We start from the raw sequence: 16655 nt of genomic DNA on the forward strand, positions 1-16655 counted from the left end.
AGCGGGAGCCTCGATGAAAAACGGTGTCGAGAAAAAGAAGTCCGGCGGCGCGAAAAGCTAGCTCCGCGCCGCCGGCTCCGGGTCCCGCCTCAGCCGGCCTTCTCGTCGACGTCGACGAACTCCGCATCGACCACGTCGTCGTCCGCTTCGGCGGCACCGTCCGCGCCGTCAGCACCGGCCTCGGCGCCCTCCGGGGCACCGGCCGCTTCGGCCTGCTGTTTGTACATCGCCTCGGCGATCTTGTGGCTGGCCTGCTCGAGGTTGGTCGCGGCCGCTTCGATGGCCGCCGCGTCCTCGCCGTCGAGGGCTTTCTTGCCCTCTTCCAGGGCCGACTCGATCACGCCCTTTTCTTCGGCGCCGAGCTTCTCTTTGTTCTCGTCGTAGGTCTTCTGCGTGGCGTAGACCAAGCTGTCCAACCGGTTACGGGCTTCGATCTGCTGGCGCCGGGCCTGGTCTTCGTCGCGGTGCGACTCCGCCTCGCCCACCATCTTCTCGATTTCCTTGTCGTCGAGGCCGCTCGACGCGGTGATGGTGATCTTCTGCTCCTTGCCGGTGCCGAGATCCTTCGCCGACACGTTGACGATGCCGTTGGCGTCGATGTCGAAGGTCACCTCGATCTGCGGCATGCCCCGCGGAGCCGCCGGAATGCCCACCAGGTGGAAGCGCCCGAGGGTGCGGTTGTCCGCCGCCATCTCGCGCTCGCCCTGCAGAACGTGGACCTCGACGGAGGTCTGGTTGTCCGCCGCCGTCGAGAAGGTCTCGCTCTTGCGCGACGGAATGGTCGTGTTGCGCTCGATCAGCTTGGTGAACACGCCGCCCAGGGTTTCGATGCCCAACGACAGCGGGGTCACGTCCAAGAGCAGCACGTCCGTCACGTCGCCGCGCAGCACGCCGCCCTGGATAGCGGCACCGATCGAGACCACCTCGTCCGGGTTGACGCCCTTGTTGGGCTCTTTGCCGAACACCTCGGTGACCAACTGCTGAATCGCCGGCATGCGGGTCTGGCCACCGACCAGCACCACCTCGTCGATCTCATCCGCCTTCAAGCCGGCGTCCTTCAAGGCCTGGCGGCAGGGATCCGCCGAACGCTGGATGATCGGCTCGACGAGCTGCTCCAGCTTGGGGCGGGAGAGGGTCAGGTTCATGTGCTTCGGACCGGACGCATCGGCGGTGATGAACGGCAGATTGATCTCCGTCGACTGAGCGCTCGACAGCTCGATCTTCGCCTTCTCCGCCGCCTCCTTGAGGCGCTGCAGGGCCATCGCGTCCTGCGCCAAGTCGACGCCCTGGTCCTTCTTGAACTCCTCCAGCAGCCACTCGATGATCCGTTGGTCGATGTTGTCGCCGCCCAGATGGGTGTCGCCGTTGGTCGACTTCACCTCGACCACACCCTCGCCCACCTCGAGGATCGAGATGTCGAAGGTACCGCCGCCGAAGTCATAGACGGCAATGGTCTGGTCGGTCTTCTTGTCGAGGCCGTAGGCGAGCGCCGCGGCGGTCGGCTCGTTGACCAACCGCTCCACCTGCAGGCCGGCGATCTTGCCGGCGTCCTTGGTGGCCTGCCGCTGCGAGTCATTGAAGTAGGCCGGCACGGTGATCACCGCTTTCTCGACCTTCTCGCCCAAATAATCCTCAGCCGCCTGCTTGAGCTTGCCGAGGGTCATCGCCGAGATCTCCGGCGGCGAGAAACGCTTGTCGTCCACGATCACCCGAACGCCGCCGTTCTCCGACGCCTCGACTGCGTAGGGAACCATCTTCTGCTCTTCGTTGACCTCCTCGAACCGGCGGCCCATGAAGCGCTTGATGGAGAAAATCGTTTTGGTGGGGTTGGTCACCGCCTGGCGCTTCGCCACCTGGCCCACCAGTCGCTCACCGTCCTTGGCGAAGGCCACCACCGAAGGGGTGGTGCGGTTGCCTTCGGCGTTGGGGATCACCTTGGCTTCGGTGCCTTCCATCACGGCCACCACGCTGTTGGTGGTGCCGAGGTCAATGCCAATGATCTTGCTCATAGGTTGCTTGCTCCTGTTTCCTGCTGAATTCTTCAACGAAACCGCGGAATCTCGAACTCGCCCCCTAGCCTGCATCGAGGAAAGACCGAAGCCCGCCGTGGATCCAACGATAAGACCTTAGTGTGCGACTGTCAAGCGCACGTTTCACTCAATATGACAAAAATAGACTTAGATTTATTCCAGGCCGCGGGGAGAGGCGACCGGAGAAGCGTTTCTGACGGTCGTCATGACCCGAAGGTTTCCGCGTTCAGGAATTGAGATCGACGGTGCATGAAAGCGGTCTGCGACCAGAGCAGATCGCTTCCAATCCGACAGGCGAGGCGGCGACATCAGCCGCCGAAGATGGGGAAATGCCGCAAAGAATGGCACTTCTTGGCGGTGAAGGGGCGCAGCCCCCCTGCTAATCGAGGAGTACCAGCGGGACAGTGGCGCCGTTGTCCGATAGCGCCACGAAGGCCGGATCGAGATAGAAGTTTTCGACCACCGATTCGGTAGAGGCGGGGCCACCGGCGGTGCCGGCGAGGGTCAGGTCGTAGCCGCTGTCGGTGACCTGCCACAACACCCGCAGGCCGCCTCCGGATTCGAGGTCCGCCGGGTGGACGAGGCCGCCGGCGATGGGAATCGCGGCGTTGGCCGGGAACGCCCCGGAGAGCAGATAGGAGGTCTTCAAAGCGCGGTCCAGCTTGACGGCGGCCGCTCCGAGACGGGCATTCGCCTGCACGGCGCGCTCTTCCCGCTGATCGTCGAGGGGAGCGAAGAGGCGCAGCGGGGAGTCCGCCAGAGCGAGCAGGAAGAGCACCGCCAGCAGCAGCCCCAGGCTACGGCCCACCCATCCTTCCAGACCGCGAAACCGGCGGCGCGGCGGCGCTTTGACGCCGGTGAGGGTGAGGTCGAGGTCCGCTTCCGGCAGATCCGCCTTGACGCCGGTCGCATCCAGGTCCCCGGGTAGCGGAAGGTCGAACTCCAGATCCGTATCGTCCAGTGCCTCGCCGCCTAGCTCCTCGACCTCGGAAGAGACGTCGAGCCGCCCCTCTGCAGCGGTCGCCTCGGCCACCGAATCCTCAGCGTCGGCCACCGGCAGCAGATGGGGCAAGGTGTCCTCGCCGGGGTCAGCGGCGGTCGCCTCGCGCGGATCCGGCGGCTCGGCGAGGGAACCGTCCTCGCCCAAGGAATCGCTAGCCTCGGCCGCCGGCACATCGAACAGCGAGGCTACCTCGTCGGGCTCCTCGTGGGTTTCCACCACCTCCATCTCGAGCACCCGGAAGAGCGCCAGCCGGACACTGTTTTCGTCACGGCCGGTGGCGGCGCTGAGCGCCGCCACGCTGCGCGGCCGATCCAGGTGCTCGAGTACCTCGCGCTCGTCCGGCAACAGGTAGAGGACGCCGGGGATCTCTTCCGGCGAGGGCACCCGCGGCACCCGCTCCCGAACCTCCAGGCCGAGGCGTGGCACCTGCCGGTAGGAGCCCTCGTACTCGAACATTTTGTCGGGTACATCCGCCGGCTCTTCGTCGGCGATCGAGCGCACCAAGAGTTCCTCGATGGAGATCGGCCGCAGTCCCTCTTCGAAGGAGACTTCGTCGCCGGAGTAGAACTTGAAGTCGCCGCGGGTCCAACCGAGCAGTCCTTGCAGCACGCTGAAGGTCTGCTTGCGCAAGCCGGCCAGCACCTGCTCCCGGGTCACCACCCCGTGCTCCACCCAGCGATCCATCGGCCGCATCTCACCTTCGCCCAGTTCCACGCTCTCGAGCGCCTCGGCGGTCGCGATGCCGTCCCGCACCAGCACCTCCCGCAGGCCGGCCTCGACGGTCCGGTCAAGGGCGTCCGCCGCCACCACATCCCCCTGCAGAAAGGAGATCGCCACGATGTTGCTCTCGCCCTGGACCGTCAAAATGCCGGTCTTGCGCTGCTGAGCCACCAACTGGAGGATCTCCGGCAGGTTGAAAACATCGAGGGTGCCTTCGACGGTCATGGCCTCTTCCTCCGCCCTCAGGCGGGGTTTCGGACCTCCATCGCCAGGCGCAGGCCGTAGAACACGACCCAACCGGCGACACACAGGGTCCACACCAGTTGCCGCCCGGGATCTACCCCGAAGGGCACCGGATAGGCGAAGTAACGCGACAGCGGGATCATCACCAGCGTCGTCGGTACGAGGAGAGTGAGGTAGGCGCGCAGCCCGTAGCCGACCTCCGCCGAGAAGAAGCCCGGCACGAGGAAGCGCACCACCCGGTCCGCCCAGCCGCCGCCGACGTCCGACAGCGACGGGCTGGCGTAGCCGAAGCGGCGGCGCAGCAGGTGAAGCGCCAGGGCGGCGAGGAACACCCCGCCGGCCAGCGCCAGGGTCAGCCACCGGCGGGCCGCGCTGAGGCGCGAGGCCAGGGTGTCGCTACGCTGCAAAGCGACCAGTTGGTCCCGGATTTCCGGCGCCCGGCCGATGCCCTCGTCGGTCGAGCGAACCTGCCCCTGCTCGGCCTCCGCCAGCCACCGCCCGACCTGCCGCCGGTCGAGATCCTGTGCCCGCGACAGGGCAGCGCTCGACTCACTGAAGTGGTACTCCTCGGAATAGGCCTGGCTGAGGTTGAAGAAAGCCTTGGCGTTCTGTGGATCGGCCTGCGAGGCACGCTGGAAGTAGCGCACCGCATCGGAGTATTTCTCCTGCTGGAAGTGGAATACGCCGAGGTTGATCTGCACCGCGGGGAACCCCGAGTCGCCCTCGTCGAGCTGTTCGTACAGGCTGCGGGCGGCCGGCCAGTAGCCGAGGCGACGGTGCAGGTCGCCCAGCAAATGCTCCACCGCCGGCTCCTCCGGGAATAGCGAGGGGAGGCCCCCCAGGTCGCTGAAAAGCTCACCGTAGAGGCGGCCGGCAGTGAGTTGATCGAGGGCCCGAGCGGGCGGCGAAAGGGCCACCCCGAGGCGGGCGCGCTGCCCTTCCAGCAGCAGCGGCGAAACGCCCAGGAGCAGCCAGAGGATCACCAGCACCACCCGTTCGCTGGCGGAACCGTATCCCCACAGCAGCACCGACCAGTAGACCGCCAACCAGAGCAGGCCCTGGGGCAAAGCGAGGGGCCACAGCAAACACAGAGCGGCCAACGGATAGGCCAGCGCCGACGGCAACCAGCGTACCCACCGTTTGACCACATCGGCAAACAGCGACCCCCCCTTGGTGGCCATTTGCAAGGCTAGAAACAGCGCACCAGCGAGGAGCAGCGAGGCGAGTACCACGAATTCGACGTTCAGCCACATCACCCGCCGCTCCGTCGGCAGGCGCCAAGCGCGCAGGTAGCCGCCGAAGGACGCGGTCAAGGCCGCCCAGGAACGTCCCGCCGCGCGGTGAACGACGGCGCTGGCAAAAGCTGTCTCCGGGCGACCGGGATCGAACTTCTCGGCGGAATTCAAGGCCAGTTCGGCGCGCTCGAACTGCCCTCGATGCGCCGCCTCGACGGCCCGTGCGGAGGCGGCGATGGAAAGATCCGGCAAACGCTCGAAACCGAGGTTGCGGGCGGTCTCCAGGAGCACCTCGACAGACTGTTCGGCAACGTGGCCCTGCCCCTGGTCGAAGGCGGCCTCCCAGCGACTCCAGCGTTCTCGAAGCTGAATGAGATTGTCCTGCGCCCCCAGCGGCAGTTCGATGCCTCCCACCCGGCGCACCTGATCCTGGGCCTCGGCCGCCGGAACGGCTCCGGCCGAGGCGATTCCTGCCAGCACGACCGCCGCCATGGCGATCCGAAGAGCAGGACGCAACTAGCCTGCCTTTCTCACCAGCGACCGTAGCGAGAGGCCGTAGGTCGCTGGAGATGCAAGGCATCCGCGGGTTCTGCGATGAAGGAGTACTCGCAGTACGTCGAAGAGCAGGTTCCGCGGATAACGCAGCAGATTCAGTGGCATACGACCTCGCAGTAGGTGGCTGGGTGAGAAAGGCAGGCTAGCTACCCCTGTTTCTCGACGAAGCGTGAGCGCAGGCGGTACTGCACATCTTCCAACGCGGACTTTTCCTGCAAATTGAGGTTGCCGCGGGTCTTCTTGGCGAGCACTTCGAGAAGATCGATGTGCATGCGGGCCATTTCGAGGTTCTGGGTCACCCGCCCGTCCGGCAGCGGCATATCGCCGAGAAACATCGCCGCCGGCTCGGCGAGCATCGCCACCAGCTCCATGAAGGCCTGCGTCTCCGCCGGGTCGGTGCGCTCGATCTCGGGGCTGCCGGACTCCGCCTCGCCCGCGACCGGTGCCGCCGCCTCGACCGGCTCCGCGGGAGGCGCGCTCACCTCGGACGCCGCGCTCTCGTCGGGCCGAGCCGGCGCCGGCTCGGCCCGCTCCAGGGATCGGTATTCCTCGCGCAATTCCCCATCTGGGGTGAACATCCGCTTATCCGTAACCTTAATCTCGCCGTCGCTCACCGTGATCGCTCCATCCCTGTCGTTGTTGGGTTGAAACCCGTTGCAGTCGAACCCATTGCCGGATCGCATGAGAAAGCACTTCTCTCCCTGGACGGTGGGATATCGTAGCAAGCCAGCTTGCATTTCTCACCAGCCTGCGGTCGTCGACCCGGATTCCATCGCCCAGCTCATCCCTCCGCCGTGACCGCTTCGCCCGATCTCCACCGCCTCGTCGAGCTGGTCGCCCGTCTGCGGGCACCGGACGGCTGCCCGTGGGATCGCGAACAAACTCTGGCGAGCGTCCGCGCTTACCTGCTCGAAGAGGCGCACGAGCTGGCCGATGCGATCGACCAACAGGACTGGGACCAAGTGGCTGAAGAACTCGGTGATCTGCTGTTTCAGACGGCCTTCATCGCCCGGCTGGGAGAGGAGGCCGGCGCCTTGACCGCAGCTGACGCCATCGAAGGGGTGTACCGCAAGATGATCGAGCGTCACCCCCACGTCTTCGGCGATGGCGACGACCGCGCCCTCAAAGACCGTGCCGCCGTCGAGCAGGCCTGGGAGCGGCGCAAGCTCGCCCGCAAGAAAGCAACCGACGGCGGCCTGCTGGCCGGAGCCCCGCGTTCCCTGCCGGCCTTGGCCGGTGCCTACCGGCTGACCCAGAAAGCGGCCGGCGTGGGCTTCGATTGGCACCGGGCCGGGGACGTGCTCGACAAGATCGAAGAGGAGATCGGCGAGCTGCGAGGCGAGATCGAGGCCCAGGACGGACCGCGCCAAAGCGAAGAGATTGGCGATCTGCTGTTCGCCGTCGCCAATCTAGCGCGCAAGCTGGAGATCGATCCGGAAGCCGCCCTAGCCGGCGCCAACGGCAAGTTCCGGCGCCGCTTCCGGCACATCGAAGAGCGCCTGGAAGCCACCGGCCGGCAGCTCGAAACGGCGACCCTCGCAGAGATGGACGCCCTGTGGGACGAAGCCAAGGCCTTGGAACGGAGGGGCTAAGCCCCCCCTTCGATCACCTCTCGCAGATACGGCGCCACGGTCTCGGCGATGCGCCGATGGCCGCGGGCGTTCGGGTGGATGCCGTCCGCCAGGTTCAGGTCCGCCTCGCCGGCCACCCCTGCGAGCAGGAAAGGCACCAGCGGCACGTCGAGCTCCTCCGCCAGACGGCCGTAGAGATCCCGAAAACCCGCCGTGTACTCCGGACCGAGACTCGGCGGGAGTTGCATCCCCACCAGAAGAACCCGCGCGCCGGCTCGCCGGCTACGCTGAATGATCTGGCGCAGATTGTCCTCGATGGCGGCGAGGGGTTGGCCGCGCAGGCCGTCGTTGGGGCCGAGTTCCACCACCACCACATCCGGCCGCTGACGCAGGATCCAGTCGATGCGGGACAGGCCGCCGGCGCTGGTATCGCCACTCACCCCGGCGTTGACCACCCGGACGGGCAGGCCGTCCGCCGTCAGGCGGTCCCCAACCAGGGCCGGAAAGGCCTCCTCCTCGGCCAGGCCGTAGCCGGCGGTGAGGCTATCGCCGAGGAAGACCACTAGCACACCGGCGTCCGATGGGTCGGCGACCGGCTCGGCTCCGATCGGGGGCAAGTCCTCCGACGCCGCTGGAGGCACCGTGGCAGCGCCGCCGCAGGCCGCAGCGGCCGCGATCAGCAACAAAAGGGCGACGAACGGAAAGAAACGGCACGTTTCACGCGTTACACAGAGGCCGGTGCAGGTCATCGGCCTATTGTACGAAGGTCGGCGACCGATTGACGAGTCTCGTCGCCGGCCCGCCGTCCGATCGCCTCACCCTCCACTGCATAGCGAGTCACAACCTTCGGCATGACCGTCTCTACCAAAGAACCGACCGGCAAAGAACCGACCGTTCCGCGCATCGAGCTGCGCTCCTTGACCCACCGCCTGCCTTCCGGCGAGCGGATGATCACCCTCCTCGACGACCTTGACCTGACCATTGCCGCCGGCGAATCGGTGGCGGTCCTGGGGCCGTCGGGCAGCGGCAAATCCACCCTGCTGGCGATGATCGCCGGTCTCGATCGACCCACCTCCGGGGAAGTGCGGATCGACGGCGAGGTCATCCATGACTGGTCCGAAGACCGCCTCGCCCTGCTGCGGCGCCACCGCATCGGCTTCGTATTTCAGTCGTTCCAGCTACTGTCCAATCTCACCGCCCAGGAGAACGTCTCCCTGCCGCTGGAGCTACTCGGCGCCGGCGATGCGGCGGAGCGTGCCGCAGACCTCCTCGCGGCGGTGGGCTTGAGCGAGCGCGGCCACCACTATCCGGCGCAGCTTTCCGGCGGCGAGCAGCAACGAGTCGCCTTGGCGCGGGCCTTCGCCGCCCAACCGGACATCCTGCTGGCGGACGAACCCACCGGCAACCTCGACAGCGCCACCGGCGAGGGCGTGCTCACCCTCCTCGGCGACCTGCGGCGAAAGCAGGGCACGACCCTGGTGGTGGTCACCCACGACCGCGGCGTGGCGGCCCGCGCCGACCGCATGATCCACTTGCGCGACGGGCGCATCGAGCGCCAAGAAACCGCCACCGGCCAGGCGGGCGAGGTCGCCGTCGCCGCGCCCCAGGGGGTCGCCGTTGAAGGCTAGGACGTATTGGCAACTGCTCAAGCGCGAGTCCCGCGGCACCCGGCGCCAGCTTCTGTTCTTCATCGCCTGCCTGGCGGTGGGAGTGACGGCGGTGGTGTCGGTGGCCGGCCTGTCGGCGGGATTGGAAGCCGGTATTCGTACCCAATCCCGCAGCCTGCTGGCGGCGGATCTCGCCCTGAGCGGTCGCCGTCCCCTACCGCCGGAGGCCGCTCAGGCGCTGAGCGACCCGCGCATCGCCGAGCGGGTCGAGGTCAAGGAACTGGCGACCCTGGTAGTGACCCCGGAAGGGAACACCGTCGGCGGCAGTCAACTCGTGGAACTCAAGGCCGTCGGCGACGGCTACCCCTTCTACGGCGATCTGCGAACGGATCCGCCCCGGCCGCTGACGGAACTGCTCACTCCAGACGCCGCGGTGGTGGCGCCGGAACTGCTGTCGCGCCTCGGCCTCGACGTTGGAGACCCGCTGCGCATCGGCGGCGAAGACTTCCGCATCGCCGGACGGCTGCTGGCGGAGCCGGATCGCCTCCAGGTGGGCCTCGCCCTCGGGCCACGGGTGTTCGTGTCCCTCGACGGCCTGGCGCGCACCTCCCTGGTGCAGAAGGGTAGCCGCGTCTCCCACCGCACGCTGCTGCGGCTGGCCGATTCGGTGGCGGATCCCGCGCCCCTGGCGGAGACCCTCGACGAAGTCCTGCCGCCCTACTTTCGGGTAGAGACGGCGCGCCAGGCGCAACCTTCGCTGCGCCAGGGAGTCAGCCGGGTGGACCGCTTTCTCGGCCTCACTGCGCTCTTGTCCCTGCTGGTCGGCGGCCTCGGCATCGGCCAGACCATTCGCGCCTGGCTCGCCAGCCGCTACGACGCGCTGGCGATCTTCAAATGCCTGGGTCTGCGGCCGCGCGAGGCCTTTCGGCTGTACCTGCTGCAGACCGGCCTGCTGGCCCTCGCCGGCAGCCTGGTGGGCTTGGTCGCCGGCACCGTCCTGCAGCGCATCCTGCCGGCCTTGTTCCCGGATCTCATCCCGGCGGAGCTGATCGTGCCGTGGCAGCCGGCGGCGCTAGTGCGGGGACTGGGACTGGGCCTCGGCGTGGCGCTGCTGTTCAGCATCGCGCCCTTGACCACGGTCCTGCGGCTGCCGCCGGCCCGGGCCTTCCGGCGGAGCGCCGAGCCGCCGCCGCCGAGCCGCTGGGCGAATGCCCTCACCGCCCTCACTCTGATCGCCGGCATCACCGCCTTCGCCGCCCTCCAGGCCCGCTCTCTGACTTTGGGGGCGGCCTTCACCGGCATTCTGCTGGCCGCCGCGGCGCTCCTCGCCGGCGCCGCCCGGCTGGTCACCGCTCTGGTCACCCGCCCATCGCGAGCGCGGGGTGCCGGCGGCAATCCCTGGCTACGGCATGGGCTGGCGGCCCTCGGCCGCCCCGGCGCCGGCACCCGCGGCGCCATGGTCGCCCTCGGTCTCGGCGTGCTGGTGGTCACCACCATGGCACAGGTCGAACGCCAGCTCGGCAACCGACTCACCACCCAGATCCCGGACGACGCGCCGACGGTATTCCTGGTCGACATCCAGCCGGATCAGTGGCAAGAGGTGCAGACGGTGCTCTCCGACGCGGAGGCCCGCCGCCTCGATTCGGTGCCGGTGGTGATGGGTCGGTTGACCGCCATCGACGGTGAGGGCATCCGCCTCGAGGAAGACATCCGTCCGGAAGACGAGACCGAGCAGGAAAGCTCCCGCCGCTGGGCCTTGACCCGTGAGCAGAGGCTCACCTACCTCGACGAATTGCCGGAGGACAACCGCATCGTTGAAGGCGCCTTATGGAGCGATCCGAATCTCGACGAGCTGAGCGTCGAGAAGGAGTTCGCCGACAGCCTCGGAGTCACCGTCGGTAGCCGCCTGACCTTCGACATCCAGGGCGTGCCCCTGGACCTCACCGTCACCAGCCTGCGCACCGTCCAGTGGGAAACCTTCGGCCTCAACTTCTTCCTGGTGGCGGAGCCCGGCGCCCTGGCCGACGCGCCGCAGCAGCGAGTCGCCACGGTGCGCCTGCCGGAGGAGCGCGAGGGCGCCGTGCAGGACCGCCTGGCCGCGACCTTTCCGAACATCACCGTTCTGCGCCTCGGCGAAATCCTCGGCAAGGTCGCCGGCCTGCTCAGGCGCATCGGATTGGCGGTGCGCCTGCTGGGCGGATTCACGGTGCTCACGGGCCTCGCCATTCTGGCCGGGGCGATCGGAGCTGGGGCCGCCCGCCGCGGCGGCGAAGTGGCCTTGCTCAAAACCCTGGGGGTGACCCGCCTGGGAGTGGTCGCCCGATTTGCGGTGGAGTACTCCCTGATCGGCGCCGTTGCGGGCCTGGTGGGAGTCACCGCCTCGGCGCTTCTCGCCTGGGGCGTGCTCGAACAGGGCTTCGAGATCGACGCCGCCTTGCAGCCAGCCCTGCTGATCGTCGCCTTCGGCATCACCGTGGCGTTGAGCACCCTCGCCGGCCTGGCCGCCAGCGTCCGGGCGTTGACGGTGCGGCCACTGGCGGTGCTGCGGGAGGGTTGACTACTCCGGCAGGCCGGTGCGGTCGAGTAGGTAGGAAACCGGCACGAAACGGTAGCCTTGGGCGACGGCCTTGGGGACCTCCTCGCGCAGCACCCGCAAGGTACCGGGCAGGGGATGCCCGATGGCGATGGCGGCGCCCTGGCGGCGGCCCACTTCGAGCATCCGGCGGAACTGAAAGCGCACCGCCTCATCGGCCGGGTCGGGATCGAGAAACACGTCCCGCTCGGCGGCCGGCAGGCCCCTCTCCACCGCCATGCGGTAGCCGACGCTCTCGGGACTCGTCCGGGAGTCGAGGAAGAAGAGCTCGTCCGCCGCGACGACCTCCAGGATCAACGCCATCGAGGGACCGTCGGCGGTCAGCACGGACCCCATGTGGTTGTTGACCCCGCGGGCCGGCGGCACCGCCGCCAGGGCGGCGCGGGTCGCCGCCACCAGCTCGTCCGGAGACATACCGGCAAGCAGCGCGCCAGGCCCCGGATTCGCCCCGCCGCGGCCTTCCATCGGCAGGTGGAGCAAGATCTCCGCCCCGCGGCTCTGCAGCGCCTCCACCACGTCCGGGGTCCGGCTTTCGAAGGGCAACACCGCATAGGTCACCGGCACCCCGAGTTCCTCGAAGGAGCGCACGTCTTCCAGGCTACGGCCGAGGTCGTCGATCACCAGGGCGAGGCGCACCTCACCACCGGCCGGCGGCGGTTCCTCCGGCAGAACCTCGGTCGGAGCAGGCGATTCGTCCGCCGGCAGCGGCGCCCCCGGCTCGGGTACCGAGGGCAAAGCGGGGGGCGGTGCGTAGGGACTGGCGGGTGAATGAGTGGAGGCTGCCGGGTTTGGCGTCTCGTCAGCCTCACTCGGCGTGCCCTGACCGGACGTCCGGGAATCCGGATCGACACCGTAGAACCAGCGATAGGCACCGTACATCGCCGCCACGCCGGCGATGGCGATGAGCAGAAAGGCGAGCACTCCCCCCATGCCCACCTGCTTCTTCCGCCGGCGGCGGGTTCTTTTCACCATCGGAGGAAGAGTAGGTCAGGAGCCCGTGGAGAAAGACCTGCGGGTCGCGCGCATGGGTCTTATGGCGCTCCGGCAAGGCGCGACGAGGAAACGATGCCGAGCCATCGTTGACGAGGAGCAACGCCGCCGCAGCGCCATAACCCCCATGCGCCCTTCGGGTTGGGACGGCTTGCCTTCCTTGGCTACGTTGTCGAAGCTCAACGATGAACACCGCATCGCTTGCGCTTCGACGCCTTGCCAATCAAGGCAAGGCGTTTCCAACGCGGCCCACAGGACTTTCACCACGGGCTCCCTAGGCCGCTTGCTGCTCTAGGGGTTCGGCTTCGTCCTCGGCCTTGAGGCGCTCCAGGCCGCGACGGAAGATCAGTTCCTCCATCGACACCTCGCCATCGCCGAAGCCTGCGTCGATGCGGCGCACCCGGGTATCCGGACTGAGGCTGCTGGAGAGGGGTTCGCCGTCCGGTCCGGTGTAAAAGGCGGAGGTGTAGAACAAACGCCCGCCGGAAGCGAGATCCGCCGAGGCGCGCTCGCCGGCCCACCCGAAAGTGCGCTCACCGACCAACTCCGCGTCGGTCTTCTGGCGCAGCACCGTGGCGAGGATCTCGCCAGGACCGAAGGTGCCACGACCGACCAGCAACACCAACCGGCCGCTCCACAAAGGCTCGCCGCTCGACGTGAAGGTCGCCACCGCCTCACTGCGCTCCTGGAGCGTTCCCAGATCGCCCTCGGCAAAGAGATCCGCCAGGGCAAAGGCCACCTCCGGGTCGCCCGCCGATGAGCGCCGCAGGTCGAGCAGCAGCCGGTCCGATTCCAGCTCCCGCAGATAGGAACGCAGCGCTTCGACGCTCGCCGCATCGAGTGCACTCAACCGCGCCACGGGCAGTCCATCGGCCTCCTCGAAGGCAATGCCGGAAGCCTCGAAGGCGCCCAGCTCGATGGTCTTTTCAAGAGTCTCTCCCTGGCGGATGACCTCCAGCCTCACCTGCTTTCCCACTTCGCCACCGAGACCTTGCTGCACCTCCCAAAGGGGCATCTCGCGGGTCAATTCGCCGTCGATGCGTGCCACCAGGTCGCCCAGCCGGAGGTCGGCTTCGGCCGCCGGGCCGCCGGGGGTCACGGCCACCACGTAGGCCACCCCACGCTCCTTCAGGAGGGTCAGCCCGGTCAACCGTTCACCGCTCTCGGCCGCCGCCACGTAGCCTTCCACCTGGCCCGGCGGCACGTATAAGGAGAAGGGGTCGAGAGCGTCCGTCGTGCCGTCGAGGGCACCGGTCATCAGATCGCCGATCTCGGGGCTGTCGACGTAGGCCTGACGGATCAGACTCAAGACCTCCGTGAACACCGAAAGGTACTTGTACAGGGAATCGTCGCCATCCGGGGTATCCGCACGCACGGTGCCCAGCAGGCTTCCGGTGAGCAAGGTCAGCACCAAGACGGCGGAGATCAGAAAAAAGGTGAAGCGACCACGGCTCATCGGGAAACTCCTTCGGACTCCTTAGCGGGCCGAGAACTGGGCTTCGCGCCTAGAGGCCGGAGCGAAACCACTGAAGAGGGTCTTCCGGGCGATTTTCCACGCGAATCTCGAAGTACAGGGAGTCGGAAGATCGGCCCACGACATCGCCCAAAGATAGCACATCGTCGCGCCCCACCCGGAGGCTGGAAAGCCCTGCATACAAAGTGAATACCCGCCCCGCGTGGTGCACGATCACCGTCGGCCCGTAGCCCCCAAAGGGAGCCGCGAAGAGCACCGTGCCGGGGTAAACGGCCTGGACCTCGTCGCCGGCGCGGGTGGCGAAGGACACGCCGTTGTGAGGCACCTGCGTCTGGTAGCGCGGATCGCGCCGCGGACCGAAGCGCTCCGTCACCGAGCCGGCCACCGGCCGATCGAGGATGCCGCGGAAGTCCTGTATCGGCCGACCGGTGAGATCCCGACCGCTGCGGCCGTAAAGAGAATCGAGAAAGGTCGCCAGCTTGCTCTCACGATCCGCCAATGCCGAAGCCTGCGCCTGGAGGTCCCGTCGGCGCCCGCCCAGTTCCGCCAACAAGGCTTCCTGGCGGGAACGCATGGTGGCCAGCCGCTGCCGCCGGGTCTCCTCCTCGGCCAGCCATCCCTCCACTTCCTGTTGCTGGGCGACGAGGGTCTCGCGCTGCTTCGCCAGGCCGTCGTGGATCTCCTGATACTCGCGAAACGAGCGCGAATCCCGGCGCACCAGATAGCGCAACATCCGCACCGACTCCAACATGCCGTCGGAGCCGCCATCGCCGGGCCGCAGGGAAAGAAACAGCCGCACGTAGCCGTGTCCCCCGAGCCGGTAAAGGGAGGCCAGCCGGCCCTGCAGATCCTTCCGTACCGCCGCCAGCCGATCTTCCAGAGCGGCGACGGCAGACTCCGCCTTCACCACCCGATCCTCGGCCACCGCCTGCGCCGCCCGCGCCTCCGCCACCTGCTCCAACTGCAGCCGCAACTCCGCCTCGACCAGCGCCAGGCGCCCTTCGGCGCTCGACTCGCGCTGCTGGGCGTTGGCAACCTCGCTACGGAGCTGCTGGATCTGCTGGCGGACGCGGGCGAGTTCTTGCTCGCGGGTGGGGGTGGGGTTCTGGGCGGCGAGCGGCAGCGACAGGACGACAAGAACAGCGATAGTGCTGGCCGAAAGATGCCGAATGGGGCTCACCGCTCGCTCAAAGTGATACTGAAGGTCCTGGACCACGATCAGAGTCTAGCGCCCTCCGAGTCACGATCCCGGCGTGCTTTCCAGGTAATCCAACAGCACCTGACTCATCACCCGCATGCCCACCGGCACGGAGGCGTCGTCGGCGCGGAATTCGGGGGTGTGGTGGCCGCCGGAGGGATGGTCCGGATGGGAGACGCCGAGGCGATAGTAGAAGCCGGGGACTTCGTTGGCGAAGATGGCGAAGTCCTCTCCGCCCATGGTCGGCGGCAGCACCTCGACGTTCTGTTCTCCCACTACCCGGGCGAGGGTGGGCGCCGTGTGCTCGGTCAACGCCGGGTTGTTGATCGTCGCCGGGGTGATGCGCTCGTAGTCGAGAACGTAGCTGCCGCCGGCGGCGGCGGTGATGCCGGCCAGGATCTCGTCGATGCGCTCTTCGACCCGATTGCGCACGCCCTCGTCGTAGGTGCGGACGGTGCCTTCGAGATGCACCGAACCGGGGATGATATTGAAGCGGGTACCGCCGCGCACGATGCCGACCGTGACGACGCTCGGCTGGAGCGGATCGAGGGTGCGCGAGCGGATGGTCTGGAGGGCGGTGATCACCTGCGCCGCCATCACCACCGTATCCACCCCCATGTGCGGCGCCGCGCCATGGCTCTGGGCGCCTTCCAAATCGATGCGGAAGTGATCCACCGAGGCAAAGGCCGGGCCGGAGGTGTAACCGACGGTGCCGACATCCATCGCCGAGTAGGTGTGGAGACCGAAGACCACCTCCGGCCGCACGGCGAAGGCGTCTTCCGCCATCATCATCTTCGCGCCGCCCTCCTCCCCCGGCGGCGGCCCCTCCTCCGCCGGCTGGAAGAGGAAGACCACCGTGCCCGGCAGCTCGTCCTTCATGCCGGCGAGCACCGACGCCACGCCGAGCTGCACCGCCGTGTGCACGTCGTGGCCGCAGGCATGGCTCACCCCGGTCTCCTGCCCCAGGTACTCGGTGCGGACCTCGGATTTGAAGGGCAAATCCGTGTCCTCGGTCACCGGCAGGGCGTCCATGTCCGCCCGCACGGCGATGGTCGGTCCGGGCTTCCCACCTTCGAGCACCGCCACCACCCCGGTGTGCGCCACCTCACTGCGGATGTTCTCGAATCCCAGCTTCTCGAGATGGGCCACCACCAGCTTCGCGGTCTCGAACTCGCGGTTGCCCAGTTCCGGGTACTGGTGGATCCGGTGGCGCAACTCGAGGATCTCGGGGGTGAGGCGCTCGACGGCGGCCTCGACAGCGTCGGAGGCCTGGCCTTGGGCGCCGGCGCTTCCCAGCGCGAAGGAGGCAAGAAGGACGAGGCAAAGGGCGGCAGATCGGCGCATGACGAAAAACTCCTCGGCAGTCGGTGAATATCCCTTCGGATGATAGCTCGCCACCCAAAAACAAAACGGCCCGCCGAAAGCGAGCCGTTCTC

General features: G+C 67.7%; 12 protein-coding genes. 3 read left to right on the forward strand and 9 right to left on the reverse strand.

The annotated features are described in order from the left end of the window. Positions 1-89: 89 nt before the first annotated feature. The 4 genes from dnaK to AAF481_00095 form a co-directional block, all read right to left on the reverse strand. Positions 90-2009, reverse strand: a complete 1920-nt coding sequence (dnaK, locus tag AAF481_00080; GenBank protein MEM7479540.1) for a molecular chaperone DnaK — start codon at positions 2007-2009, stop codon at positions 90-92. 400 nt (positions 2010-2409) lie between these two features. Further along, entirely contained in the window at positions 2410-3978 is a 1569-nt protein-coding gene (locus tag AAF481_00085; protein ID MEM7479541.1) for a DUF4388 domain-containing protein, read from the reverse strand. A 17-nt stretch (positions 3979-3995) separates the two neighbouring features. Beyond that, positions 3996-5747, reverse strand: coding sequence for a tetratricopeptide repeat protein (locus AAF481_00090; protein ID MEM7479542.1), 1752 nt, complete (start codon positions 5745-5747; stop codon positions 3996-3998). A gap of 185 nt (positions 5748-5932) precedes the next feature. Then, on the reverse strand, positions 5933-6364 hold the full coding sequence (locus AAF481_00095; GenBank protein ID MEM7479543.1) for a DUF1844 domain-containing protein: 432 nt from the start codon (positions 6362-6364) through the stop codon (positions 5933-5935). Between the two features lie 216 nt (positions 6365-6580). Between AAF481_00095 and mazG the strand changes: the two genes are divergently transcribed. Continuing rightward, entirely contained in the window at positions 6581-7378 is a 798-nt protein-coding gene (gene mazG, locus AAF481_00100) for a nucleoside triphosphate pyrophosphohydrolase (GenBank protein MEM7479544.1), read from the forward strand. On the opposite strand, the gene AAF481_00105 is transcribed toward mazG, so the two are convergent. Continuing rightward, positions 7375-7974 carry an arylesterase gene (locus AAF481_00105; protein MEM7479545.1) on the reverse strand — a complete coding sequence of 200 codons (600 nt, stop codon included), beginning with the start codon at positions 7972-7974 and terminating at the stop codon, positions 7375-7377. The two genes, mazG and AAF481_00105, sit on opposite strands and share 4 nt — an antisense overlap. Positions 7975-8208: 234 nt before the next feature. Between AAF481_00105 and AAF481_00110 the strand changes: the two genes are divergently transcribed. After that, complete coding sequence (locus AAF481_00110) at positions 8209-8985, forward strand: ABC transporter ATP-binding protein (protein MEM7479546.1); 777 nt, start codon at positions 8209-8211, stop codon at positions 8983-8985. Continuing rightward, entirely contained in the window at positions 8975-11521 is a 2547-nt protein-coding gene (locus tag AAF481_00115) for an FtsX-like permease family protein (GenBank protein MEM7479547.1), read from the forward strand. The genes AAF481_00110 and AAF481_00115 overlap by 11 nt, the downstream gene beginning before the upstream one ends. Here AAF481_00115 and AAF481_00120 read toward each other — a convergent pair whose 3' ends face one another. The 4 genes from AAF481_00120 to AAF481_00135 all read right to left on the reverse strand — a co-directional run bounded on the left by AAF481_00120 (position 11522) and on the right by AAF481_00135 (position 16563). Continuing rightward, positions 11522-12529 (reverse strand): divergent polysaccharide deacetylase family protein, encoded by a 1008-nt coding sequence (locus AAF481_00120; protein ID MEM7479548.1) that lies wholly within the window; start codon positions 12527-12529, stop codon positions 11522-11524. It lies immediately after the preceding gene. Between the two features lie 292 nt (positions 12530-12821). Then, positions 12822-14003 (reverse strand): S41 family peptidase, encoded by a 1182-nt coding sequence (locus AAF481_00125; protein MEM7479549.1) that lies wholly within the window; start codon positions 14001-14003, stop codon positions 12822-12824. A gap of 49 nt (positions 14004-14052) precedes the next feature. Beyond that, complete coding sequence (locus AAF481_00130) at positions 14053-15201, reverse strand: peptidoglycan DD-metalloendopeptidase family protein (GenBank protein ID MEM7479550.1); 1149 nt, start codon at positions 15199-15201, stop codon at positions 14053-14055. 60 nt (positions 15202-15261) lie between these two features. Continuing rightward, positions 15262-16563, reverse strand: a complete 1302-nt coding sequence (locus AAF481_00135) for an amidohydrolase (GenBank protein MEM7479551.1) — start codon at positions 16561-16563, stop codon at positions 15262-15264. Positions 16564-16655: the final 92 nt, after the last annotated feature.

The sequence above is a fragment of the Acidobacteriota bacterium genome (assembly GCA_039030395.1).
Lineage (GTDB): Bacteria > Acidobacteriota > Thermoanaerobaculia > Multivoradales > JBCCEF01 > JBCCEF01.

Excerpts from the sequence above, each read along its gene's own strand:
- dnaK (MEM7479540.1), bottom strand. The coding sequence starts at position 2,009 with ATGAGCAAGATCATTGGCATTGACCTCGGCACCACCAACAGCGTGGTG.
- AAF481_00085 (MEM7479541.1), bottom strand. The coding sequence starts at position 3,978 with ATGACCGTCGAAGGCACCCTCGATGTTTTCAACCTGCCGGAGATCCTC.
- AAF481_00095 (MEM7479543.1), bottom strand. The coding sequence starts at position 6,364 with ATGTTCACCCCAGATGGGGAATTGCGCGAGGAATACCGATCCCTGGAG.
- AAF481_00110 (MEM7479546.1), top strand. The coding sequence starts at position 8,209 with ATGACCGTCTCTACCAAAGAACCGACCGGCAAAGAACCGACCGTTCCG.
- AAF481_00120 (MEM7479548.1), bottom strand. The coding sequence starts at position 12,529 with ATGGTGAAAAGAACCCGCCGCCGGCGGAAGAAGCAGGTGGGCATGGGG.
- AAF481_00125 (MEM7479549.1), bottom strand. The coding sequence starts at position 14,003 with ATGAGCCGTGGTCGCTTCACCTTTTTTCTGATCTCCGCCGTCTTGGTG.
- AAF481_00135 (MEM7479551.1), bottom strand. The coding sequence starts at position 16,563 with ATGCGCCGATCTGCCGCCCTTTGCCTCGTCCTTCTTGCCTCCTTCGCG.